Source organism: Streptomyces sp. ISL-99 (genome assembly GCF_018614005.1).
Lineage (GTDB): Bacteria > Actinomycetota > Actinomycetes > Streptomycetales > Streptomycetaceae > Streptomyces > Streptomyces flavidovirens.
Genome location: NZ_JAGGPC010000002.1, coordinates 107,375 through 127,330, shown reverse-complemented (window position 1 = coordinate 127,330; position 19,956 = coordinate 107,375). Strand labels below are relative to the sequence as shown.

Below are 19,956 nucleotides of genomic sequence, written 5' to 3'. Positions count from 1 at the left end.
GCAGGGTTGCGCGCACGAGATTCCACCGTAACGCGATACATCGCGTCACGGCGAGGTGTTTTTCGAAGAAGCCCTCGGGGAACCGAGCCGTCGCGACCCGGGCCCTCAGGACATCACCGTGTATCCCGCTTCCCGCAGCGCCGACCTGACCTCCGCGCAATGCTCGGGGCCCTTCGTCTCCAGGTGCAACTCCACCTCGACCTCCGTGAGTCCGAGCCGCGGATCGGTCCGTACGTGACCCACATCGAGGACGTTGGCGTCGACCACGGACAGCACCCCCAGCATCGCCGCCAGGGCGCCCGGACGGTCGGTCAGTCGCAGCCGCAGCGACAGGTAGCGGCCCGCCGCCGCCATGCCGTGCCGCAGGATGCGCTGCATCAGCAGCGGATCGACGTTGCCGCCCGACAGGACCGCGACCACCGGACCCTCGAACGACTCCGGCTTGCTCAGCAGCGCCGCGACCGGGCTCGCACCGGCCGGCTCGACGACCATCTTGGCCCGCTCAAGGCACAGCAGCAGCGCACTCGACAACTCGTCCTCGGTGACCGTGACGACACCGTCGAGCAGGTGATTGATGACCGCGAAAGGTACGTCGCCGGGCCGCCCCACCTTGATGCCGTCCGCCATCGTCTGCCTCGTGTCGACCGACACCGGCCGCCCGGCCGCCAGCGACGGCGGATAGCACGCCGCGTTCGCCGCCTGTACGCCGATGATCCGCACGTCGGGGCGCAGCGCCTTGACCGCGATCGCGATACCGGCGGCCAGCCCGCCACCGCCCACCCCGACGACGATCGTCCGTACCTCCGGGCACTGCTCCAGGATCTCCAGACCCAGCGTGCCCTGGCCCGCGACGATGTCGGGGTGGTCGAAGGGGTGGATGAAGGCCGCACCCGTCCGGTCGGCGTACTCCTGCGCGGCGGCCAGCGCCTCGTCGACCACCTGACCGTGCATGCGCACCTCGGCGCCGTACTCCCGCGTCGCCGCGACCTTCGGCAGGGGCGCCCCGACCGGCATGAAGACCGTGGACCGTACGCCGAGGAGGGTCGAGGCGAGAGCGACGCCCTGGGCGTGGTTGCCGGCGCTGGCGGCGACGACGCCGGCCGCGCGCTGCTCCGGGGACAGCCCGGCGATCCGTACATACGCGCCGCGCAGCTTGAACGAACCGGTCCGCTGGAGGTTCTCGCACTTCAGGTGGACCGGGGACCCGACCAGCTGCGACAGATGCCGGCTGCCTTCCATCGCCGTGGTCCTGACCACCCCGGAGAGCATCTTCTGCGCCCCGCGTATGTCGTCGAGGATGACGTTGCGGAAGGGATCGGTCGTACGGAAGCTCATGACCGCAAGTCTGGCAGCTCAGCGGTCGGGCGGCCGCCGGGGGCGAGGCTTCCGACCGTTTCGCGCAGCGCCGGTACGCACCCGCTGCCACCCGCGTACTCTGTCCCCCACCAAACCGACCACCGCACGAAGAGAGCCCCCAGCCATGCCCACTTCCCAGGACATGACGACTGATCCGGACACCGGCCTCCTCGATGCCCTCCAGCACCAGGTGGCCGTCTTCGCCCGCCGCGCCGAGCAGACCAGGCTCGGCGGCGTGGGCCAGGTCCGCAACTCCATGGACCGCGCGGCCTATCTGCTGCTCAACCGGCTCGACCAGGAAGGCCCGATGGGCGTCAAGGCGCTGGCCGCGGGCATGGGGATCGACTCGTCGACCGTGACCAGGCAGGTCGCGCCGCTCGTCGACACGGGCCTCGTCAAGCGCACGTCGCACCCGGAGGACGGCCGCGCGGTCGTGCTCCAGCTTTCGCCGCGCGGCCAGGCGCGGCTCGACGAGGTGCGTTCGTCGCGGCGCGAACTGATGGCGCAGGTGACGGACGGCTGGACCGAGGAGGAGCGCGACGCGTTCTGCACGCTCCTCACGCGCTTCAATTCCGCGCTGTCGGCCCGGCAGAGTGCGGCCGGGGCGGAGGGCGGCACCGAGCCCGGCGCGGAGGGGGCAGCCACCGGCTCAGAGGCGCCGCCGGCCTCTTGACCCCGGGCCGGTTCCTGGCCTGATATGAGGGCGTGCGAGAGCGGCAGGCGGTTCGGCATCGCCGCAGAGCCCGTGAGTTCGAGGCGTTCGTCGCGGGCGCGGCAGGACGGCTGCTGCATGCCGCGACGCTGCTGACGGCGGAGCCGCCGGACGACAACGCGCGGGCGCGGCAACTGCTGACGGCCGCGCTCGCCCGTACGTACGCGGACTGGGAACGGCTGCGCGGCGAGGACCCGTACGACCACAGCCGCCAGGACCTCGCCGCCCGCTTCGCCCGCACCACGTGGCGCTACCACCAGCACGGCCGGCTCTGCGCGCCTCACCACCGCGAACCCGTCGCCGGGGGGCGGGGGCGGGGTGCTGGAGCGGCTGACGCCGCAGGAGCGGCTGGTCCTGGTCCTGCGCCTGTACGAGGGCGTCGCCGAGGAGCAGACCGCGGCGCAGCTCGGGCTCCCGGCGGAGCGGGTCAGGGCGATCTGTACGCGCGCGACAGCCGCGATGCGGAGTACGCCGCCCGCCGCGGCCGGGTCGGCGGCGGAGGTGACGACGCCGTGAGCTTCCCCGACCGCAAGCAGGACGAGGTGCGGCGGATGCTGGCGGGACCGCACCCGCCGGTCCCCGCCGACCTGGGCCCGCGCGCCGTCGAGCGCGGGGCGCGACTGCTGCGCCGACGGGTGCTGGCGCGGCGGCTGATGTGGCTGCTGCTGGGGCTGGCGGTGGTGACGTTCACGGTGTGGGCCCTGGTGGAGCAGCCGTGGGTGGCGCCGCCGTCGGAGGTCGCGCCGCCGCTGGAGGGCTGGTAGGTCCGTGCGCCCCCCATGTCCGACCTCGCCCGGATTTAGGCTGGAATGGAAGGAATCGAAGACAGTCGCGCAGTACGAGCCGGAGGAGGCCGGTCACTGTGACCAGAAAAGTCGCCGACTGCCGGAAGACCCCCAGCGTGAGCAACTGCACCCTCAGGATCGCCGGCGAGGAGGAGGAAGTCGTACGGGCGGCCACTGAGCACGCGATATCCGTCCACGAGCACCAGGACACCCCCGAACTGCGCCAGATGGTCAGGGATTCCCTGGAGGACGAGAAGCCCGGCATCTGAGCCGTCTGAGCCGCACCCGCCCGAGCGCCGCCCGGGCGGGCACTTCGTCCCCGCCGGGGTCAGCCGAGCATCTGCTTCAGGTCGGCCAGCAGGTCGTCACCCGACTCGATGCCCACCGACAGCCGCACCAGATCCGCCGGAACCTCCAGCGCGGACCCCGCCGCCGACGCGTGCGTCATCCGGCCCGGGTGCTCGATCAGCGACTCCACTCCACCCAGCGACTCCCCCAGCGTGAAGAGCTTCGCGCGGTTGCAGACCTCGACCGCCGCCTCCTCGCCGCCCTCGACGCGGAACGACACCATCCCGCCGAACGCCTTCATCTGCTTGGCCGCGGTCTCGTGACCGGGGTGCTCCGGCAGCCCCGGGTAAAGGACCTGGGTGACGCGCGGGTGCCGCGTCAGCAGGTCCGCGACACGCGTGGCGTTCTCGCTGTGGCGGTCCATCCGCACCGCGAGCGTCTTGATGCCGCGCAGCACGAGCCACGCGTCGAAGGGCCCGGCGACCGCGCCCATCGCGTTCTGGTGGTACGTCAGCTCCTCGCCCAGCGCCGCGTCGTTGACGATCAGCGCGCCGCCGACGACGTCCGAGTGCCCGCCCATGTACTTCGTCGTCGAGTGCACGACGACATCGGCGCCGAGCGCGAGCGGCTGCTGGAGGTAGGGGCTCGCGAAGGTGTTGTCGACGACCAGGCGTACGCCGGCCGCGCGCGCGACGTCCGCGAGCGCCTGGATGTCGCTGATGCCGAGGAGCGGGTTCGAGGGGGTCTCGACCCAGATCACCTTGGTCTTCGGGGTCAGGGCCGCCCGTACCGCCGCCGGGTCGGAGGAGTCCGCGACCGAGAAGTCGACGCCCCACCGCGAGACGACCTTGGCGAAGAGCCGGAAGGTGCCGCCGTAGGCGTCGTTCGGGATGACCACGTGGTCGCCGGGGCTCAGCAGGGTCCGCAGCAGGCAGTCCTCCGCCGCCAGGCCCGACGCGAAGGCCAGCCCGAGGCTGCCGCCTTCCAGCGCCGCCAGGTTCTCCTCCAGGGCGGTGCGTGTCGGGTTGGCGCTGCGGCTGTACTCGTAGCCGCCGCGCAGTCCGCCCACCCCGTCCTGCTTGTACGTGGACACCTGATAGATCGGCGGTACGACCGCGCCCGTGAGGGGGTCCGCGGTGTTTCCGGCGTGGATCGCGAGGGTCTCGAAGCTGTGCTGGTCGCTGTGCTGGTCGCTCATGGGAAACGAGCGTAGTTCGTCGGCGCCCGGGTCCCCGCGCGGTCCGGGACAATGGGGCCATGGAGATTCTCTGGTTCCTGATCGCTCTGTGCATGCTGGCGGCGGTCATCGGCCCTGTCGTACTGCGCCGGCGCGCCGGCGGCATCCGCCTCGTCGCGCCCGGCTCCCCCGACGCCGCCGACCCGGCCGACTACGGCTTCGTACGCCAGGAGCTGCTCGACGTCCGGATGCCGGGCCCGGACCAGGACCTGGAAGACGTACTGGAAGTGGTACAGCGCTCCCAGGACTGGCGGGCTGCCGCCCAGCTCCTCGCGGGTACACCGAAGGAGGGCGAGGTGCGCTGGCAGCGCGTGCAGGCGTTCGCCGGGGCGGCGTCGCTGGAGCTGGCGCAGCAGCCCGGCGAGGGCGGGCGCTGGCTGCGGGCCTGGCGCGCCCAGTCGCCGAAGGACGCGGGCGGCGCGCAGGTGCATGCCGAGTTCCTGGTGCAGCAGGCGTGGCGTACGTCGACGCCCGGCACGGACGACTTCCGGATCATCCTGGAGGAGGCCCGCACGGTATGCGGCGAGGCGGCGCTCCTCGCCCCGGGCGACCCCGTTCCGTACATCACCGAGCTGGCGGTCGCGCGCGGACTGGCCTACCCCGAGCCGGAGTTCGACCAGCTGTGGGCGAAGATCCTGGACCGTGCGCCGGACCACATGGGCGCGCACCTCGCCGCGCTGAGCTACCGCAGCGAGAAGTGGCACGGGTCGCGCGAGGCCGCCGACGCCTTCGCGACGGCGGCCGCCGCCCGCGCGCCGCAGGGTTCGCTGCTCGCCGCGCTGCCCCTGTTCGCGGTGTACGAGCACCTGCCCGAGGTCAATCTGGTGCGCGGCTTCTACCAGAGCGCGGTGGTGACGAAGGCGATGGAGGGCGCGCTCTACGCAGTGCACGCCGCGCGCCCGGACGACCCGATGCTGGCGCACGTACGCCACCTCCTGATCCTCTTCCTTGTACGCGCCGAACGCTGGTCCGAGGCGATGAACCAGTTGCGGCACGTGGACGGTCACGTCGGCGCGCTGCCGTGGACGCACAGCCCGGACCCGGCGGCGGACTACGCGGTGTACCGGGCGCTGGCGGTCGCCGGTTACGAGGCGAACGGCGGCAGCCCGGCGACGCTGCCGGGCTGAGGACTGCGGGACCGGTCCGCACGGACCTGCGCCGTACCGATCAACCGACCGCAAAAGGCGCAGGTCCGGCCTCCGTGGAATCCTCCGCCCCCGCCCTGCGTTGTCCCTAGGCGCAGACCGTCCAGGAGGAGATCCGCATGATGTTCGGCCGTACCCCCCAGCTCCCCACCCCGGAGCAGGCCCTGAAGGGCCGCCCGACCCCCGAGTTCGAGGTCCCCTCCCGGCACACGGTCCTCGGCAACCCGCTCGTGAGCCCGTACCCCGACGGTCTGGAGATCGCCGACTTCGGCATGGGCTGTTTCTGGGGCGCGGAACGCAAGTTCTGGCAGACGGAGGGCGTCTGGACGACGCTCGTCGGCTACCAGGGCGGTTACACGGAGAACCCGGCGTACGAGGAGGCATGCTCGGGCCTGACGGGACACACGGAGGCGGTCCGTGTCGTCTTCGACCCGTCGGCCGTTTCGTACGAGCAGCTGCTGAAGGTCTTCTGGGAGAACCACAACCCCACCCAGGGCTTCCGCCAGGGCAACGACGTGGGCACGCAGTACCGCTCGGCGATCTACACCCACTCCCCCGCCCAGGCGGCGGCCGCGGAGGCGTCCCGCGAGGCGTACCAGAAGGTCCTGACGGACTCCGGCCACGGAACGATCACCACAGAGATCCTCCCGGCGGACACCCGCCCCTTCTGGCCGGCGGAGCCGTACCACCAGCAGTACCTCGACAAGAACCCGGCGGGCTACTGCGGCATCGGCGGGACGGGCGTGAGCTGCCCCATCGGCGTGGCCAAGGCGAACGGCTGAGCCCAGGCTCTCGGGCGGGGCGCGGGGTACGAGGCACGGGGGGCCGCCCGTGGCGTGGTTTGTTGGCCATACCGTGCCGTGCCGGTCCGTCAGGGGTGGCGTCCCGACGCCCGGAGGGCTGCGGCACGCCGACGCAGGTCCTCGATGCCGAGGACGGCACTCTCCAGCTCGGCGATCCAGCCGCGTATCCGCGTCTCGTCCGCAGCATGCTTCAGGCACGTGGTGAGTGCCGCCGCCAGGCTGCGGCTGCTCGCCCTGGACGGCACCCAGTTCGACCTTCCCGACTCAGTGAGCAACGGCGACACCTTCGACGGGCCGTCCACCGGCGGCATCCCCTTCGGTTTCCCACAAGTGAGGGCGGTGGTGCTCGCCGAAATCGGAACGCGGGGTCGTCGATGCCCGGCCTCGGCGGCTACCGCGACGGCGAACGCAGCCTGGCCTACCCGCTGGCCAGCTCCACGGGCCCAGGCGACTTGGTCATCGCCGACCGCGGCTTCTGGTCGGTCGAATTCGCCCACACCTTCAGCGTGACCGGTGCGAACCTGCTCGTCAGGCTCCAGTCCAACCACCTCGGCACCGCCCGCGAAGAGCTGCCGGACGGTTCCTACCTGTCGATGATACGACCGGGCAAGGAGGTCCGACTTCGGGCAGGACGGGAAGGCCGAACCCTGCCCAAGCAGACGATCTTGCGCGTCATCACCTTCCTGAAGGACAACAAGGTCGCCTACCTGGTACCTGGGCACGGCACTGCTGGACCGCGAGCAGTACCCGGCGGCCGAGCTAGGGGAACTACCCCCGAGCAGTCAAGAAGCCCAATCGATGGCCGGTGCTTCGAAGCCGCGCCGGGCGGGACACCGTCGAGCCCGGCCGCTGGATCCGCAATCAGACGAAGAAGCCGAAGAGCGGTCGGCGGGCTGGAAGACCTGCGCTCAACGGGAGTGAGTAGCCGAGGTACAGGAAATTCCGGTGAGACAACTGGTTAGGCCACCGAGCGGACCCGACCGCCGGCCTGCTCCCGGAGTGCGGTTTCCAACCGGTCGCGGGCCTCGGTCTGGGCGGCGATTCGTTCGTTGAGGACCGCCAACCGCTCCTGTGCGACCCGCAAGCCCGTGTCTGAGGGCGGTGCGGCAGCCACATCGCCGTCCAGGCACGGCAGGAACACGTGCACGTCGTCCAGGGTGAGCCCGGCGGAGAGCAGGTAGCGGATGTTGCGGACCCGCACCACCGCCTGCTCGTCGTAGATGCGGTAGCCGTTGGAGGCCCGTTCGGAGAAGATCAGCCCGGCCTGCTCGTAGTGCCGCAGCGCACGAGCAGTCGTCCCAGTTGTCCTGGCCAGCTCACCGATCCGCACCCGTCCCACCTCCCAAGACACTCCTATCACGCCACGACGGCTCCGCCGTCGATTGGGAGTACGACTCCGGTGACGAACGATGCAGCCGGTGCGGCGAGCTGGGTGATCGCCCAGGCCACCTCCTCGGGGCGGCCTATCCGGCCCAGCGGAGTGTGCGCCAGCTGCCACTCCCGCACTGCGGCCATCCGCTCAGACGTCAGGCCCTGGTGCTCTCCGATGGGGGTGTCGATCGCGCCGGGGGCGACCGCCACCACCCGGACACCGCGGGGTGCCAGCTCAACCGCCCAACTGCGAGTCAGCAGTTCCAGGGCAGTCTTGGTCGCCGCGTAGACGGAGCTGCCGGGCCAAGCCCGCTGCCCCACCGACGTACTGACATTGACGATCACTCCGCCCGACGTTTCCAGGAACGGCAGCGCAGCCTGGGCCAGCATAATTGGGGCGACGAGATTCGTGGCAAGCTGATCCGTGATCAGCTCCGGGCTCAGCATGCCGAGGGCGCCGCTGCGCACGATGCCGGCGTTGTTGACCAGCACGTCCAATCGACCATGTGCCTTCACGACGGACTGGACGATCCGCTCGGGCTCCCCTTGGGCGGTGATGTCGGCGGGCAGCGGCATGATCCGGTCGTGCCCGGCCGAAGTCTCCTTGAGCGGTTCGCTGCGCCGTCCGATCGCGACCACGTGGGCGCCCTCGGCGGCAAAGGCGCGGGCAGTTGCCCGGCCGATGCCAGTGCCGGCTCCGGTGACGACGACGATCCTGCTGCTCTGCGGTGCGGTGCTGTTCATGCCGGTCATCGTGCAACCCTGCCGCCAGCGGCAAGGTCAACGTCTCATCGGGAAGGAAGCAAATTTCTGCACCCCAGCCACTTACATCCACTGAAGCCGATCACGACCCCCTCGCCGACCTAAAGCAACTGCATGGGCAGACCACCCCCTAGACCTCACGCGCCCCACCCACCGAACCCGCCGCCCGGCAGCGCACAAGCAACCACTTCCCGGGCCTTCCCCGTGGGCTTCCCCAGAAGCAACCAACGCCCCCTGCCAACCAACACCCCCGCCACACCCCGTAGCCCCCGGCCCCGCCCATACCCCCGCACCGCAATGCCACTGGTAGACAGCAACCATGACTTACTACGCAGACCTGACGCCGTACACCTACGACACCGACAGATCTTCACCCGGCCCCGGAGAAACCGACGGCCCCGTCTCCCGCGCCTTCCGTGGTCTGCCGCAAGTGAATGTGGGCTGGCTCGCGCGGGTCAGGCCGTATGCCAAGGGCGACGCCCCACCCGGCCTGGTGGACGCGCTCAAAGGCATGCAGCAGACCCACCGCGTCCAGCAGACCCGCGGCTATCACTTCTGCCCCTGGTGTGCCGCGAGGCTGCTCGGGCTCGTCGGTGCGCGTGACAACTGTCCGCGCGGCAGTGCCGAGATACGAGTCATCGGTGAGGGCGTCGTCTATGCCGCACCCGAGCTGATCACCCACTACGTCGAGGCCCACGGCTACGCGCCACCGGCCGAGTTCGTCCGAGCGGTTCTCGCCTCCAGCGGCTGACAACACAACACCACCCGCCCCCCTCCGCTCATTCGTCCGTTATTCGTTGGCCGGAACCAGCCGCAGACGCGACGATCAGAAGATGCGCAGCATCTTCCTGGAGACGGAACGGCTTATCCTCCGCCCCTTCCGTGACAGCGAAATCGACAGCGACATCGAACGGCTCGTCGCACTCGACAGTGACCCCGAAGTCATGCGCTTCATCAACGGAGGGCGCCCCACCTCCCGTTCATTCGTCATCGAGCGCGTGCTGCCACAACTGACGCACGAATATCCCTGCATCGGAACCCGCGGTTTCTGGGCCGCCGAGGAGAAGACGACAGGAGCGTTCCTCGGCTGGTTCGAGTTCCGGCCGCTGGCCGACGACAGCGCCGATGTCGTCGAGCTCGGATACCGGCTCGGCCGGGCCGCCTGGGGGCGCGGTTACGCCACCGAGGGAGCCCGCGCCCTGATCGCCAAGGGGTTCACCGAACTCGGCGTGCGGAGGGTCACCGCGAACACCATGTACGTCAACGCCCGTTCGCGGCGCGTGATGGAGAAGGCGGGCCTCATCTTCGTACGCCGCTGGTTCGGGGACTGGCCCGACACCATCGAGGGCTCGGAGCACGGGGAAGTCGAGTACGCCCTCGAACGCAGCCAGTGGAAGGGCGGCCCCAGCGACGCCGGCCACTCCACCCTGTGAGTCCAGCGAGTCCAGTAATTGTCCCGCTCGTTCGCATAACGTGACCCTGACCAGCAATGATCACGTCTCGTGTTCACGAACCTCGTCACCATCGTCGGCTTGGCCTGTCTTGCCTGGGCTCTCGTCCATGTCACCCGCATCGCCCTCCGCAACCAGCAGGCCAAGCGCTTCGACGCCAGCGCCTACGGCCTCGTCCCCCGCGATCAGCTCGACAGCCGGCGTTCCGGCCCGCCCCGCGACGAACCCGCGCTGCGCATCGCTGTCGAAGCCGCCTGCCGGGGCGACTGGGAGCCCGCCGCCGGCCTGCTGGCCGCAACCACGGACGACGAGGACTGGGAGGCGCGCTGGCGGCTCGTCGAGGTCTTCGCGGACATCGCGGTCGAGGACGAACGCTGGCTGCGGATCTGGCGCGCCGAGCGGCCGAAGGACGCCGACGCCGTCGTCGTACACGCGCATGCCCTCCTCCTGCGCGCCTGGGCGGCGCGCGGTGAGAAGTACGTCCAGCAGACCTCGGACGGCCAGTTGGAGCTCTTCGCCGAGTTGCTGCCCACCGCGATGTACGCCGCCCAGGAGGCAGCCAGGCTGGCGCCGCGCGACCCGTCGCCGTGGGTCACGATGGTCGCCGCAGCGCGCGGACTCGGGCTCTCGCACGACGAGTTCCGGCAGCTGTGGGCGGAACTGACCGCTCGCGCGCCGCAGCATTACGACGCCCACTGGCAGGCACTCCAGTACTGGTGCCAGAAGTGGTACGGCTCGCACAAGCTCATGTTCAAGTTCGCCAAGGAGGCGGCGGAGTCGGCGCCGGCCGGCTCCCTGCTCTCCGGCGTCTATCTGCACGCCGTGCACGAGGCTGTGCTCCAGGACGGCGACCAGGCCTACCGCACCTGGGCCACCAAGCCCATGCTCGCCCGCGTCCAGGAAGACCTGGCGCAGGCGGCCCCCGAAGACCACCGGCTGCCCCAGATACGGCACCTGCTCGCCGCGACGCTGGTGAAGAGTGGGCGTTACGCCGAGGCCCTTGCCCAGTTCCGGCTGATCGGAGGCTGGTGCGGAGCCGCTCCGTGGACCGACGCGAACGACCCCGCGCTGGCCTTCGACCACGCCCGCGGCCTCGCCGCGCTGGGGTCCGGCCGCCCGTAGTGGGCAGGCCGGGTGCCCCCGCGTCACCCCGCCGACCGCCGGCCGCCGGCCCTCAGCCTCAGCCTCAGCCCTCAGAGCGTCCTCAGAGCATCCTCAGATCGTCGCCGCGTCGATCACAAAGCGGTAGCGGACATCGCTCGCCAGGACCCGCTCGTACGCCTCGTTGATCTGGTCCGCGCTGATCAGTTCGATCTCCGCGCCCAGCCCGTGCCGTGCGCAGAAGTCGAGCATCTCCTGCGTCTCGGCGATGCCGCCGATCATCGAACCGGCCAGCGTCTTGTTACCGCCGATCAGCGAGAACATGTTGATGGAGTTGGGCTCCTCGGGGGCGCCCACGTTCACGAAGGCCCCGCCCACCTTCAGCAGGCCGAGGTACGCGTCCATGTCCAGCGGCGCGGAGACCGTCGAGACAATCAGGTCGAAGGAGCCGGCCAGTTCCTCGAAGGTCTTCGGGTCGCTGGTCGCGTAGAAGTGGTCGGCGCCCAGCTTCAGCCCGTCCTCCTTCTTCCGGAGACTCTGGCTCAGTACGGTCACCTCGGCGCCCAGCGCGTCGGCGATCTTGACGCCCATGTGCCCGAGACCGCCCAGGCCGAGGATCGCGACCTTCTTGCCGGGGCCCGCCTGCCAGTGGTTGAGCGGCGAGTAGAGGGTGATGCCGGCGCACAGCAGCGGTGCGGCGACGTCCAGCGAAAGGCCCTCGGGGATGCGCACGGCGTAGTTCTCGTCGACGACGAGGTGGGTGGAGTAGCCGCCGTAGGTCGGCTCGCCGTTCTTGTCGAGAGCGTTGTACGTGCCGATCGCGCCCTTGGCGCAGTGCTGCTCCTGGCCCGCGAGGCAGGCCTCGCACTCGCGGCAGGAGTCGACGAGGCAGCCCACGCCGACCCGGTCGCCGACCGCGTACTTGCTGACTCCGGCGCCGACCTCCGTGACGATGCCGGCGATCTCGTGGCCGGGAACCATCGGGTAGATGCCCTCGCCCCAGCCGTCCCGGACCTGGTGGATGTCGGAGTGGCAGATGCCCGCGTACTTGATCTCGATCATCACGTCGTGCTCGCCGACCGGGCGACGCGGAACGGAGATCTTCTCCAGCGGGGCCTTGGCGGAAGGAGCGGCGTACGCATTGACAGAGGTAGCAGTAGTCATGGTGGACAGCCTGCCTGAGCTGCGCGGATCCACCCAGCCCCCTGTTGTGCGTACGTCTGCTGTGCATACCACTGGCGGGGACAGGATCACCGTCGTACGACCGGGGATACTTGGCTGTTATGGATCAGCGCGCCGAACTGAGTGAGTTCCTCCGATCCCGCCGCGCGCGGCTCAAACCTGAGGACGTCGGCCTGCCCGACTTGGGCAGGCACCGCCGCGTCCCCGGCCTGCGCCGCGAGGAACTGGCGCAGCTGGCCGGGGTCTCGGTGGCGTACTACACGCGTCTTGAGCAGGGCAACGGCCGGAACGTGTCCATGGGAGTACTGGACGCGATCGCCCGCGCCCTCCGCCTGTCCGACGCCGAGCGCGACCACCTCACCCACCTCGCCAAGCCGTCGCAGAAGCGGAAGCGCCCCGCGCGGCCGCAGCGGCTGCGGCCCGGGATGCAGCAGCTCATGGACGCCATGGAGGGGGTGCCGGCGTACGTCATGGGGCGGCGCACCGACATCCTCGGCTTCAACCGCATGGCCCGCGCGCTGTTCGGCGACGTCACCGAGCTGCCCGCCGAGGAGCGCAACATCGCCCGCCTCCTCTTCCTGGGCGACAACTGCCGCGACCTGTTCGTCGACTGGGAGCTCAAGGCGTGCGAGGTCGTCAGCTACCTGCGGCTGGACGCGGGCTGCCATCCGGACGATCCGCTGCTGTCCGCGCTGGTCGGCGAGCTGTCGGTGAAGAACGAGGTGTTCAGGAATCTGTGGGCCGCGCACCACGTGAAGGACAAGGGGCACGGCACCAAGCGCCTGCGCCACCCTCTGGTGGGTGAACTGACACTCTCGTACGAGACGCTTCGGCTGCCCGACGACCCGGAGCAGTGCCTGGTCACCTTCCACGCGGAGCCGGGCTCGCCCTCGCAGGACTCCCTGCGGCTGCTGGCGAACTGGGGCGCGAACGTGGACATGGAGGTACGCGGGTGATCGACGCGGCGGTGGCCCTGCGCCGGGCGGCCGGCCCCGACGACGCCGCTGCCGTGGCCGACGTGTGGCTGCGGTCGTACGACGCCGCGCTGCCCGCGGTGAAGCGGGCGCACGGCGACGACGCGGTGCGGGACTTCTTCCGGTACGTCGTGGTGCCGGAGCAGGAGACGTGGGTGGCGGAGAACGGCGGCGCCGTGGTCGGGATGATGGCGCTGGAGCCCGGCCGCATCGAGCAGCTGTACCTGGCGCCGGAGCACCGGGGGCGCGGGATCGGCGACCGCTTCGTACAGCTCGCGAAGGAACGGTCGCCCGGCGGCCTCGAGTTGTGGACCTTCCAGGTCAACGAGCCCGCCCAGCGCTTCTACGAGCGGCACGGTTTCCGCGCGGCCGAGCGGACGGACGGTTCGCGCAACGAGGAGCGCGAGCCGGACGTCCGCTTTGTATGGGCGCCCGAGCGCTGAACCGGTCATCCGGGCGCTGAACCGGCCCGAGCGCTGAACCGGCCCGGGTCAGATCTTGGCCACGCGCGGCCCGCCCTCGGGCGGCAGTCGCGTTCTCCGTCACCGTGACGCGCCCCTTGCGGATCGTGGCGACGCGCGGTGCGCGGCGGGCGATGGCGCTGTCGTGGGTGTCTCGGCCTCGGTGAAGGTGCGCCCCTAGGTGATCCTGGAGGAGGTGAGCGGGCCGAGCGCGGGTTCGGTGACGTCGGTTCCGTACACGGAGAAGGAGTCGACACCGAAGGCGGCGCCGCCGCCCCGCACCTCGCCGCCACTACCGTCGCCGTCACCGTCGCCGGGTCCGCCCGGCCGGGCGGGCTGCGCCTTGTCGACCTCGCCGCGCTTGAACTGGCCGCTGACCTTGAGGACCTGGAGGCTCAGACCGCCAACGGCGTCCGCGACCCCGTCCTGCTCCGCGACCTTGCCGATGGTGGAGGACGCCAGGGTCTGGAAGCCCTGCACCATCACCCGGTCGCTGCTCTGCTCCTTGTCGTCGCCGCTGTCCTTGGCGTCGAACTCGAAGCGGGGCCGACGGCTGGTGTCGTTCTCGCCGGGCGGCACCGCGGCCTAGGTGACCGTCATGTCGGTCCCCAGTCCGTACAGCGATTCCAGGACCTTGTCCTGGGCGCGGCCCATGCCGGCCGAGACCGAACTGACCACGATGACCAGCGCGATGTCCAGCGCAAGCCCTGAGGCGACGACGAACGCCGCCTTTCTGCGCCTGCGCAGCTCGCGCCGGAGGTAGGTGAGGAACATGGCGCGAAGGTATGGGCGGCTCGTGATGGCTGGATAAGGCCGGTCTGAGCGCCGCATGAGAAGCCGCCGGGACGGTGGTGACGGCCAGGAACGCGAACGGCGGCGGGCGCCACCCCCGGAGTTGAGGGTGGCGCCCGCCGCCGTACCGCTACGGGGAAAGGAGAGGGATCAGACCGCGGAGCCGGCCTTCCACTGCTCCCAGTCCATGTTCCAGCCGTTGAGGCCGTTGTCCGGCTTGATGGTCTTGTCCGGGGAGTTCTTGACGATGACCACGTCGCCGATGAGCGAGTTGTTGAAGAACCAGGCACCGGGCTGGTTCGGGTCGTTCGCGCCCTTGGCGTCGTTCAGGCCCACGCAGCCGTGGCTGGTGTTGGCGCTGCCGAAGATCGAGTCGGCGCCCCAGTAGTTGCCGTGGATGAACGTGCCCGAGGTGGACAGCCGCATGGCGTGCGGCACGTCCTTGATGTCGTACTCGCCCTTGCCGTCGTCGTCCGTGAAGCCGACCGTCGCACCGTTCATCCGGGTCTCCTTGAACTTCTCGGAGATCACCATCTGGCCGTTGTACGTCGGGTTCTCGGGCGCGCCCGCGGAGATCGGGATGGTCTTGACCGTCTTGCCGTCCCGCGTGACCGTCATGGTCTTCGTCTTGGCGTCGACGGTGCTGACCTGGTTTCGGCCCACCGTGAACGTGACGGTCTTGTCCTGGACGCCGTAGACGCCCTCGGCGCCCTCGACGCGGTCGAGCTCCAGCTTCAGGGTGACCGTGGAGCCGCCCTTCCAGTACTCCTGGGGGCGGAAGTCCAGGCGCTGCGAGCTGAACCAGTGGCCGACGACTTCCTGGCCGCTGCTCGACGTGACCGTGATGCCCTTCTGGACGGCGGCCTTGTCGGTGATCGGCTTGTCGAAGTTGATCGACACCGGCATGCCGACGCCGACCTTGGAGCCGTCGTCGGGCGTGAAGTTGCCGATGAAGCTGTTGGCGGGCGAGAGGGTGGTGAAGGAGCCGTTCTCGTGCGCCTCGCGGCCTGCGGAGTCGGCCGCGGTCGCGGAGATCTTGTACGTCGTCGCGCGCTCAAGCTGCGTGTCGGGCTTCCAGCTCTTGCCGTCGGCGGCGATCGTGCCGGCCACCTTCGCACCGGCGGTCGAGGTCATCGTGACCTCGGTCAGCTTGCCCTCGCTGACGGTGACCTTGGTGCCGCGGTTGATGCTGACGTTGTCGGCGCCGCTCTTGGGGGTGATCGCTATTCGGGCCTTGGAGGTGTCCTTGGCCGCCGCCTCGTCCACCTCGGCCTGCGACTTCTTCGAGCTCTGGGCGCTGCTGCCGCCCTTGTCACCGCCGTCGCTGCAGGCCGAAAGGACCAGAACGCCGCTTAGCAGTGCGGACGCGGCCATGAGGCCCCTGCGCCGCTTGCTGTCCGTCATCACACGCTTCTCCATCGTTGCCGATTCCCCACAAATCCCCGGGCAGAGCCGCTGGGCAGCATCACCCTGCCAATGTCCTAAACACCTGTACCGATTCGTCCGTTCCACATCTGGGGGGAATGTGGGGAACACCACTGATCACAGTGACCGACGCAGCCACGCCGCCGCCGGTTGCGGCGACGGCGCGCTTTTCTTCGCCGGGCGCACCGATGAAGTTACGCGGGGCCCTCCTCGTCGTCCTCATCCAGGTCCCACTCCACGGCGTCGGGGTTGTAGTCGATCCGCTCGCTGCTCCACGAGGCCTGCGCGAGCTCCACTCCGGGTACCTCGCTGATCAGATCGAACGGGTCCACGAGGTGGGCAAGGGCCTCCGCCACGTCTTCCCGCACGGCGGCCTCGGCATGCGTGCGTTCGACGTCCGCCGCGTGGGCGTCTTCCGTTACGTGGGCGAGAGCGGCGTCGGTGAGCTGCTTGGCATCGGAAATTTCCAGCACCAATTCCACCTGGAGCCGGACAAAGCGTGACGTGTCAGTTGCGTTCATGCTTCGGAGCGTAGGCCTCCGGGCTCTCGCGACTTTCCTGCGACCCGCTGCTTTCATTAGCATCGGCGTACACGGCCAATTCCCGGTTGCCTCAAGGGGGATCGATTACGTGTCCGCACGCCGACCGCTGCTGACCGCCACCGCCGCGGGCACACTGCTGTGTGCTCTGTGGTTCGTCCCGTCCGCCAATGCGACGGCGGAGAAGGAGGCGAAGCCCCAGCCCGAGTCGCAGGCTCAGGAGCAGGGCCAGGAGCAGACCCAGGAGCAGGCGCGGGCCGAGGCCCAGGCTCAGACACCGGCCGCCGGAAGAAGCGCCTCGCAGGACCTCGTGCTCGCCGACACGGGCAGCGTGGACACGACCCCGTACCTGATCGGCGGCACCGCGTTCCTCGGCGTGGGCGCCGGATTCATGACGTACTCGATGCGAAGGGCCGCGCGTCCGGTCATCTGACGCACGGCCCTCGCTCTGCTTCTGCGGTTACTTCTCCGGATTACTTCTCCGGATTACGCGAGCGGCCCGGTCACCGGCTCGACGGCCTCGACGAGCCTGCCCGCCCGTACGAAGGCGTCGGCTGCGGCGAGGTCGGGAGCCAGGTAGCGGTCGGGCCCGGGGCCTTCCACTCCCGCTTCCCGCACGGCCTTGATGACGGCCTGGGAGGCGGGCGCGGGCGTGAGCCCCTCGCGCAGCTCGATGCCGCGCGTGGCGGCGTACAGCTCGACGGCGACGATCCGGGTGAGGTTGTCGATCGTCGTACGCAGCTTGCGCGCCGCCGACCAGCCCATGGAGACGTGGTCCTCCTGCATCGCGGAGGACGGGATCGAGTCGACGGATGCGGGCGCCGCGAGCCGCTTCATCTCGCTGACCAGGGCGGCCTGCGTGTACTGGGCGATCATCAGGCCCGAGTCGACACCGGCGTCGTCGGCGAGGAAGGGCGGAAGCCCGTGCGACCGGTTCTTGTCGAGGAGCCGGTCGGTGCGGCGCTCGCAGATGGAACCGAGGTCAGCGGCGGCGATGGCCAGGAAGTCGAGTACGTACGCGACGGGCGCCCCGTGGAAGTTGCCGTTGGACTCGACCCTGCCGTCGGGCAGCACGACCGGGTTGTCGACGGCGGAGGCGAGCTCCCGCTCGGCGACGGTCAGCGCGTACGCGATGGTGTCGCGCCCGGCACCGGCGACCTGCGGGGCGCAGCGCACGGAGTAGGCGTCCTGGACGCGCGGGGCGTCGTCCTGGTGGTGGCCGGTGAGGCCGGAACCGGCGAGGACCCGGAGCATGTTGTCGGCGGAGTCGCCCTGGCCGGGGTGGGGGCGTATGGCGTGCAGTTCAGGCGCGAGGACCTTGTCGGTGCCGAGGAGGGCTTCGAGGCTGAGGGCGGCGGTGATGTCGGCGGAGGTGTAGAGCCGCTTCAGGTCGGCGATCGCCATGATCAGCATGCCGAGCATGCCGTCGGTGCCGTTGAGGAGGGCCAGGCCTTCCTTCTCGCGCAGCTCGACGGGGACGATGCCGTGCGCGGCGAGCAGCTCGCCGGCGGGCCGGACGATTCCGTCCGGCCCCTCTGCCTCTCCCTCACCCATGAGCGCGAGGGCGCAGTGGCTGAGGGGGGCGAGGTCGCCGGAGCAGCCGAGCGAACCGTACTCGTGGACGACGGGCGTGATCCCGGCGTTGAGGAGGTCCGCCATGGTCTGGGCGACGTGCGGGCGTACGCCGGTGTGGCCGGAGGCGACGGTCTTGAGCCGCAGGAACATCAGCGCGCGTACGACTTCGCGCTCGACGTGCGGGCCCATGCCGGCGGCGTGCGACCGGACGATGTTGCGCTGCAACTGGGCGCGCAGGTCCTGGCTGATGTGCCGGGTGGCGAGGGCGCCGAATCCGGTCGAGACGCCGTAGACGGGCTCCGGCTTGGCGGCCAGGGCGTCGACGATCTCGCGGGAGGCGGCGAGGGCGGCGACGGCCTCCTGGGAGAGCTCGACCCTGGCGTTGTCCCGGGCGACGGCGATTACATCCGCTGCGGTCGTTCCGGACGTCCCCAGCACGACTGTGTGCATATCCATATTCAGAACCCTACGGACTGAATCCATTCCTGTCACTACCCGACCAGCGGTTGACCCCTTACCCGGGCCGGGCGAGGGGTGCCTGCGGCGCTGTTCCCCTACCCGCCCCTTCCCGAACTGGGGCAAGCCCCAGACCCCGGACGCCCTACGGGCGTGTCCTCAAACGCCGGACGGGCTGGATATGCCGGGGGTGGCTGGATGTTGCCGCTTGCGGCAACTCTCAGCCCCTCCGGCGTTTGAGGAGCGGGGTCTGGGGCGGAGCCCCAGTTCGGGAAGGGGCGGGTCGGGGAAAGCCCCGCGTAGCGGCACCCCGCACCCCGACCCGCACCACGCGCCACCACCCGCGCACCCCACCCCCACCCCTCACTCCGGCCGCACCCCCCGAAAACTCCGCCGATCGTGCGGCGCAGCCGGCGGTGCGTCCGCGAGCTGGAGCACCGCTCCGTCCCGCCCCGCCACCACCGGCCGCGCCGACCGCGCCGCCTTCGCCCGGTACTGCGCCGCGTCCGCGAGCCGGAACAGGCGGCGCGCGGTACGGACCGGGCCGATCGGATCACCCGTCGAAGCGACCCCGCACGCGACCCCCTCCCCCAGGTCCATCTCCGCCGCCCGTACGCACAGATCCCCGGCCACCTTCACCACCGCGTCCGACGACGGCCCGACCGCGAGCAGGCAGAACTCGTCGCCGCCGAGCCGCGCCGCCAGCGCGCCGGGCAGCATCGCGCCACACACCGACAACACCGAGCCGAAACGTTCAAGCAGCCGGTCGCCCACCGCGTGCCCGAGCGAGTCGTTGACCCGCTTCAGGCCGTTCAGGTCGCAGACGACCAGACTGACGACCGTCCCTGACTTCCGGTGCCGCTCCACCGCCTCGTCGAGCCCCATGTCGACGGCCCGCCGGTTCGCCAGCCCCGTCAGCGGGTCCGTGAACGCGAGCTTGCGGACCTCCTCCAACAGCTCCGTCTGGGCGATGCCCGCCGCCACCACCGACGCGAGCACCGTCGCGAAGTCCGCGTCGGAACGACCGAAGACCGGCGCCCCGGCCGGCCTGGCCACGTACAGCTCCCCCCACGCCTGCCCCCGCAGCACGATCGGCGCGACCACGCACGACCCGCGCCCGCGCCTGCGCAGCGCCGCCACCCGCTGATGGCAGTACCCAGCGGGGCCTGCGGCGGAAGCGCCAGTGGCACCCTCCGCCGTCTCGACCCACGCGTTGGGCTCACCCCCGCCCGCCCACTTCTCGTGCAGGAACTCCGCGATCTCCGGAAACTGGTGCACGGGATACGTCTCCGCCTCGGGGAACTCCTCCTCCCCCTCCGCCCGCACCCCCGCGTTGACGAGCACCCGCAGCCGCCCCAGCTCGCGTTCCCAGACCGAAACCGCCGCGAAGCTGCCCCCCAGCGCCTCCTTCGCCCCCAGCGCGGCCGCTCGCCAGGACTCGCGCGGGGTGCGCGCCGCCGCCATCGCCTGCGCCAGCGTCACGACGGCCCGCAGCCGCACATCCTCACCCATCCCCTCAGCTTAGGTAGCTTGAGGAGATT

The 19,956-nt window shown here is 70.4% G+C and carries 21 protein-coding genes and 3 pseudogenes; 12 read left to right on the top strand and 12 right to left on the bottom strand.

The annotated features are described in order from the left end of the window. Positions 1–105: 105 nt before the first annotated feature. Positions 106–1,335, bottom strand: coding sequence for a threonine ammonia-lyase (gene ilvA, locus J7E91_RS00970; protein WP_214898220.1), 1,230 nt, complete (start codon positions 1,333–1,335; stop codon positions 106–108). Positions 1,336–1,480: 145 nt separating this feature from the next. On the opposite strand from ilvA, the gene J7E91_RS00965 reads away from it, so the two are divergent. The 4 genes and pseudogenes from J7E91_RS00965 to J7E91_RS00950 all read left to right on the top strand — a co-directional run bounded on the left by J7E91_RS00965 (position 1,481) and on the right by J7E91_RS00950 (position 3,122). Next, positions 1,481–2,029: a MarR family winged helix-turn-helix transcriptional regulator gene (locus tag J7E91_RS00965; protein ID WP_214898218.1), complete on the top strand. Its 549-nt coding sequence runs from the start codon at positions 1,481–1,483 to the stop codon at positions 2,027–2,029. Positions 2,030–2,061: 32 nt separating this feature from the next. Then, positions 2,062–2,584 (top strand): annotated as a pseudogene (locus J7E91_RS00960) (sigma factor-like helix-turn-helix DNA-binding protein). Further along, positions 2,581–2,832: a hypothetical protein gene (locus J7E91_RS00955; RefSeq protein ID WP_214898216.1), complete on the top strand. Its 252-nt coding sequence runs from the start codon at positions 2,581–2,583 to the stop codon at positions 2,830–2,832. Before J7E91_RS00960 ends, J7E91_RS00955 begins: the two are co-directional and overlap by 4 nt. Positions 2,833–2,930: 98 nt before the next feature. Beyond that, positions 2,931–3,122 (top strand): DUF1059 domain-containing protein, encoded by a 192-nt coding sequence (locus J7E91_RS00950; RefSeq protein WP_214898214.1) that lies wholly within the window; start codon positions 2,931–2,933, stop codon positions 3,120–3,122. A gap of 59 nt (positions 3,123–3,181) precedes the next feature. Here J7E91_RS00950 and J7E91_RS00945 read toward each other — a convergent pair whose 3' ends face one another. Then, entirely contained in the window at positions 3,182–4,339 is a 1,158-nt protein-coding gene (locus tag J7E91_RS00945; protein ID WP_214898212.1) for a cystathionine gamma-synthase, read from the bottom strand. A 59-nt stretch (positions 4,340–4,398) separates the two neighbouring features. Between J7E91_RS00945 and J7E91_RS00940 the strand changes: the two genes are divergently transcribed. Then, positions 4,399–5,505 (top strand): hypothetical protein, encoded by a 1,107-nt coding sequence (locus tag J7E91_RS00940; RefSeq protein WP_214898211.1) that lies wholly within the window; start codon positions 4,399–4,401, stop codon positions 5,503–5,505. 137 nt (positions 5,506–5,642) lie between these two features. Further along, complete coding sequence (msrA, locus tag J7E91_RS00935) at positions 5,643–6,305, top strand: peptide-methionine (S)-S-oxide reductase MsrA (protein WP_374224593.1); 663 nt, start codon at positions 5,643–5,645, stop codon at positions 6,303–6,305. A gap of 89 nt (positions 6,306–6,394) precedes the next feature. On the opposite strand, the gene J7E91_RS00930 is transcribed toward msrA, so the two are convergent. The 3 genes from J7E91_RS00930 to J7E91_RS00920 all read right to left on the bottom strand — a co-directional run bounded on the left by J7E91_RS00930 (position 6,395) and on the right by J7E91_RS00920 (position 8,450). Continuing rightward, the gene (locus J7E91_RS00930) at positions 6,395–6,637 is read right to left on the bottom strand and encodes a hypothetical protein (RefSeq protein ID WP_214898209.1); all 243 of its coding nucleotides are present in this window, start codon (positions 6,635–6,637) and stop codon (positions 6,395–6,397) included. 647 nt (positions 6,638–7,284) lie between these two features. Further along, a complete protein-coding gene (locus J7E91_RS00925) occupies positions 7,285–7,656 on the bottom strand; it encodes a MerR family transcriptional regulator (protein ID WP_214898350.1) in 372 nt (123 codons plus the stop codon). Between the two features lie 26 nt (positions 7,657–7,682). Next, the gene (locus tag J7E91_RS00920) at positions 7,683–8,450 is read right to left on the bottom strand and encodes an SDR family NAD(P)-dependent oxidoreductase (protein WP_214898207.1); all 768 of its coding nucleotides are present in this window, start codon (positions 8,448–8,450) and stop codon (positions 7,683–7,685) included. Between the two features lie 328 nt (positions 8,451–8,778). On the opposite strand from J7E91_RS00920, the gene J7E91_RS00915 reads away from it, so the two are divergent. From J7E91_RS00915 to J7E91_RS00905, 3 genes are all read left to right on the top strand, one after another. Next, complete coding sequence (locus J7E91_RS00915) at positions 8,779–9,210, top strand: hypothetical protein (protein ID WP_214898205.1); 432 nt, start codon at positions 8,779–8,781, stop codon at positions 9,208–9,210. An 82-nt stretch (positions 9,211–9,292) separates the two neighbouring features. Then, positions 9,293–9,892 (top strand): GNAT family N-acetyltransferase, encoded by a 600-nt coding sequence (locus J7E91_RS00910; protein WP_214898203.1) that lies wholly within the window; start codon positions 9,293–9,295, stop codon positions 9,890–9,892. A 69-nt stretch (positions 9,893–9,961) separates the two neighbouring features. After that, positions 9,962–11,032, top strand: a complete 1,071-nt coding sequence (locus tag J7E91_RS00905; RefSeq protein ID WP_214898201.1) for a DUF4034 domain-containing protein — start codon at positions 9,962–9,964, stop codon at positions 11,030–11,032. 93 nt (positions 11,033–11,125) lie between these two features. Here J7E91_RS00905 and J7E91_RS00900 read toward each other — a convergent pair whose 3' ends face one another. Continuing rightward, positions 11,126–12,175, bottom strand: coding sequence for an NAD(P)-dependent alcohol dehydrogenase (locus J7E91_RS00900; protein ID WP_214898200.1), 1,050 nt, complete (start codon positions 12,173–12,175; stop codon positions 11,126–11,128). A gap of 119 nt (positions 12,176–12,294) precedes the next feature. On the opposite strand from J7E91_RS00900, the gene J7E91_RS00895 reads away from it, so the two are divergent. Further along, complete coding sequence (locus J7E91_RS00895; RefSeq protein WP_214898199.1) at positions 12,295–13,149, top strand: helix-turn-helix transcriptional regulator; 855 nt, start codon at positions 12,295–12,297, stop codon at positions 13,147–13,149. After that, the gene (locus J7E91_RS00890) at positions 13,149–13,610 is read left to right on the top strand and encodes a GNAT family N-acetyltransferase (RefSeq protein WP_214898349.1); all 462 of its coding nucleotides are present in this window, start codon (positions 13,149–13,151) and stop codon (positions 13,608–13,610) included. The genes J7E91_RS00895 and J7E91_RS00890 overlap by 1 nt, the downstream gene beginning before the upstream one ends. Before the next feature lie 82 nt (positions 13,611–13,692). On the opposite strand, the pseudogene J7E91_RS35605 reads toward J7E91_RS00890, so the two are convergent. From J7E91_RS35605 to J7E91_RS00875, 4 genes and pseudogenes are all read right to left on the bottom strand, one after another. Further along, positions 13,693–13,779, bottom strand: a pseudogene (locus tag J7E91_RS35605) (ABC transporter ATP-binding protein); the annotation flags it as partial. 29 nt (positions 13,780–13,808) lie between these two features. Continuing rightward, positions 13,809–14,402 (bottom strand): annotated as a pseudogene (locus tag J7E91_RS00885) (ABC transporter permease); the annotation flags it as partial. Between the two features lie 168 nt (positions 14,403–14,570). Beyond that, positions 14,571–15,839 carry an Ig-like domain-containing protein gene (locus J7E91_RS00880; protein ID WP_214898198.1) on the bottom strand — a complete coding sequence of 423 codons (1,269 nt, stop codon included), beginning with the start codon at positions 15,837–15,839 and terminating at the stop codon, positions 14,571–14,573. 200 nt (positions 15,840–16,039) lie between these two features. Beyond that, positions 16,040–16,366 (bottom strand): hypothetical protein, encoded by a 327-nt coding sequence (locus J7E91_RS00875; protein WP_214898197.1) that lies wholly within the window; start codon positions 16,364–16,366, stop codon positions 16,040–16,042. A 109-nt stretch (positions 16,367–16,475) separates the two neighbouring features. On the opposite strand from J7E91_RS00875, the gene J7E91_RS00870 reads away from it, so the two are divergent. Then, positions 16,476–16,817, top strand: a complete 342-nt coding sequence (locus tag J7E91_RS00870) for a hypothetical protein (RefSeq protein ID WP_308375892.1) — start codon at positions 16,476–16,478, stop codon at positions 16,815–16,817. 53 nt (positions 16,818–16,870) lie between these two features. Here J7E91_RS00870 and hutH read toward each other — a convergent pair whose 3' ends face one another. Further along, on the bottom strand, positions 16,871–18,415 hold the full coding sequence (hutH, locus tag J7E91_RS00865) for a histidine ammonia-lyase (RefSeq protein WP_214898195.1): 1,545 nt from the start codon (positions 18,413–18,415) through the stop codon (positions 16,871–16,873). Positions 18,416–18,778: 363 nt separating this feature from the next. Next, the gene (locus J7E91_RS00860) at positions 18,779–19,927 is read right to left on the bottom strand and encodes a diguanylate cyclase domain-containing protein (RefSeq protein ID WP_214898193.1); all 1,149 of its coding nucleotides are present in this window, start codon (positions 19,925–19,927) and stop codon (positions 18,779–18,781) included. Between the last annotated feature and the right edge of the window lie 29 nt (positions 19,928–19,956).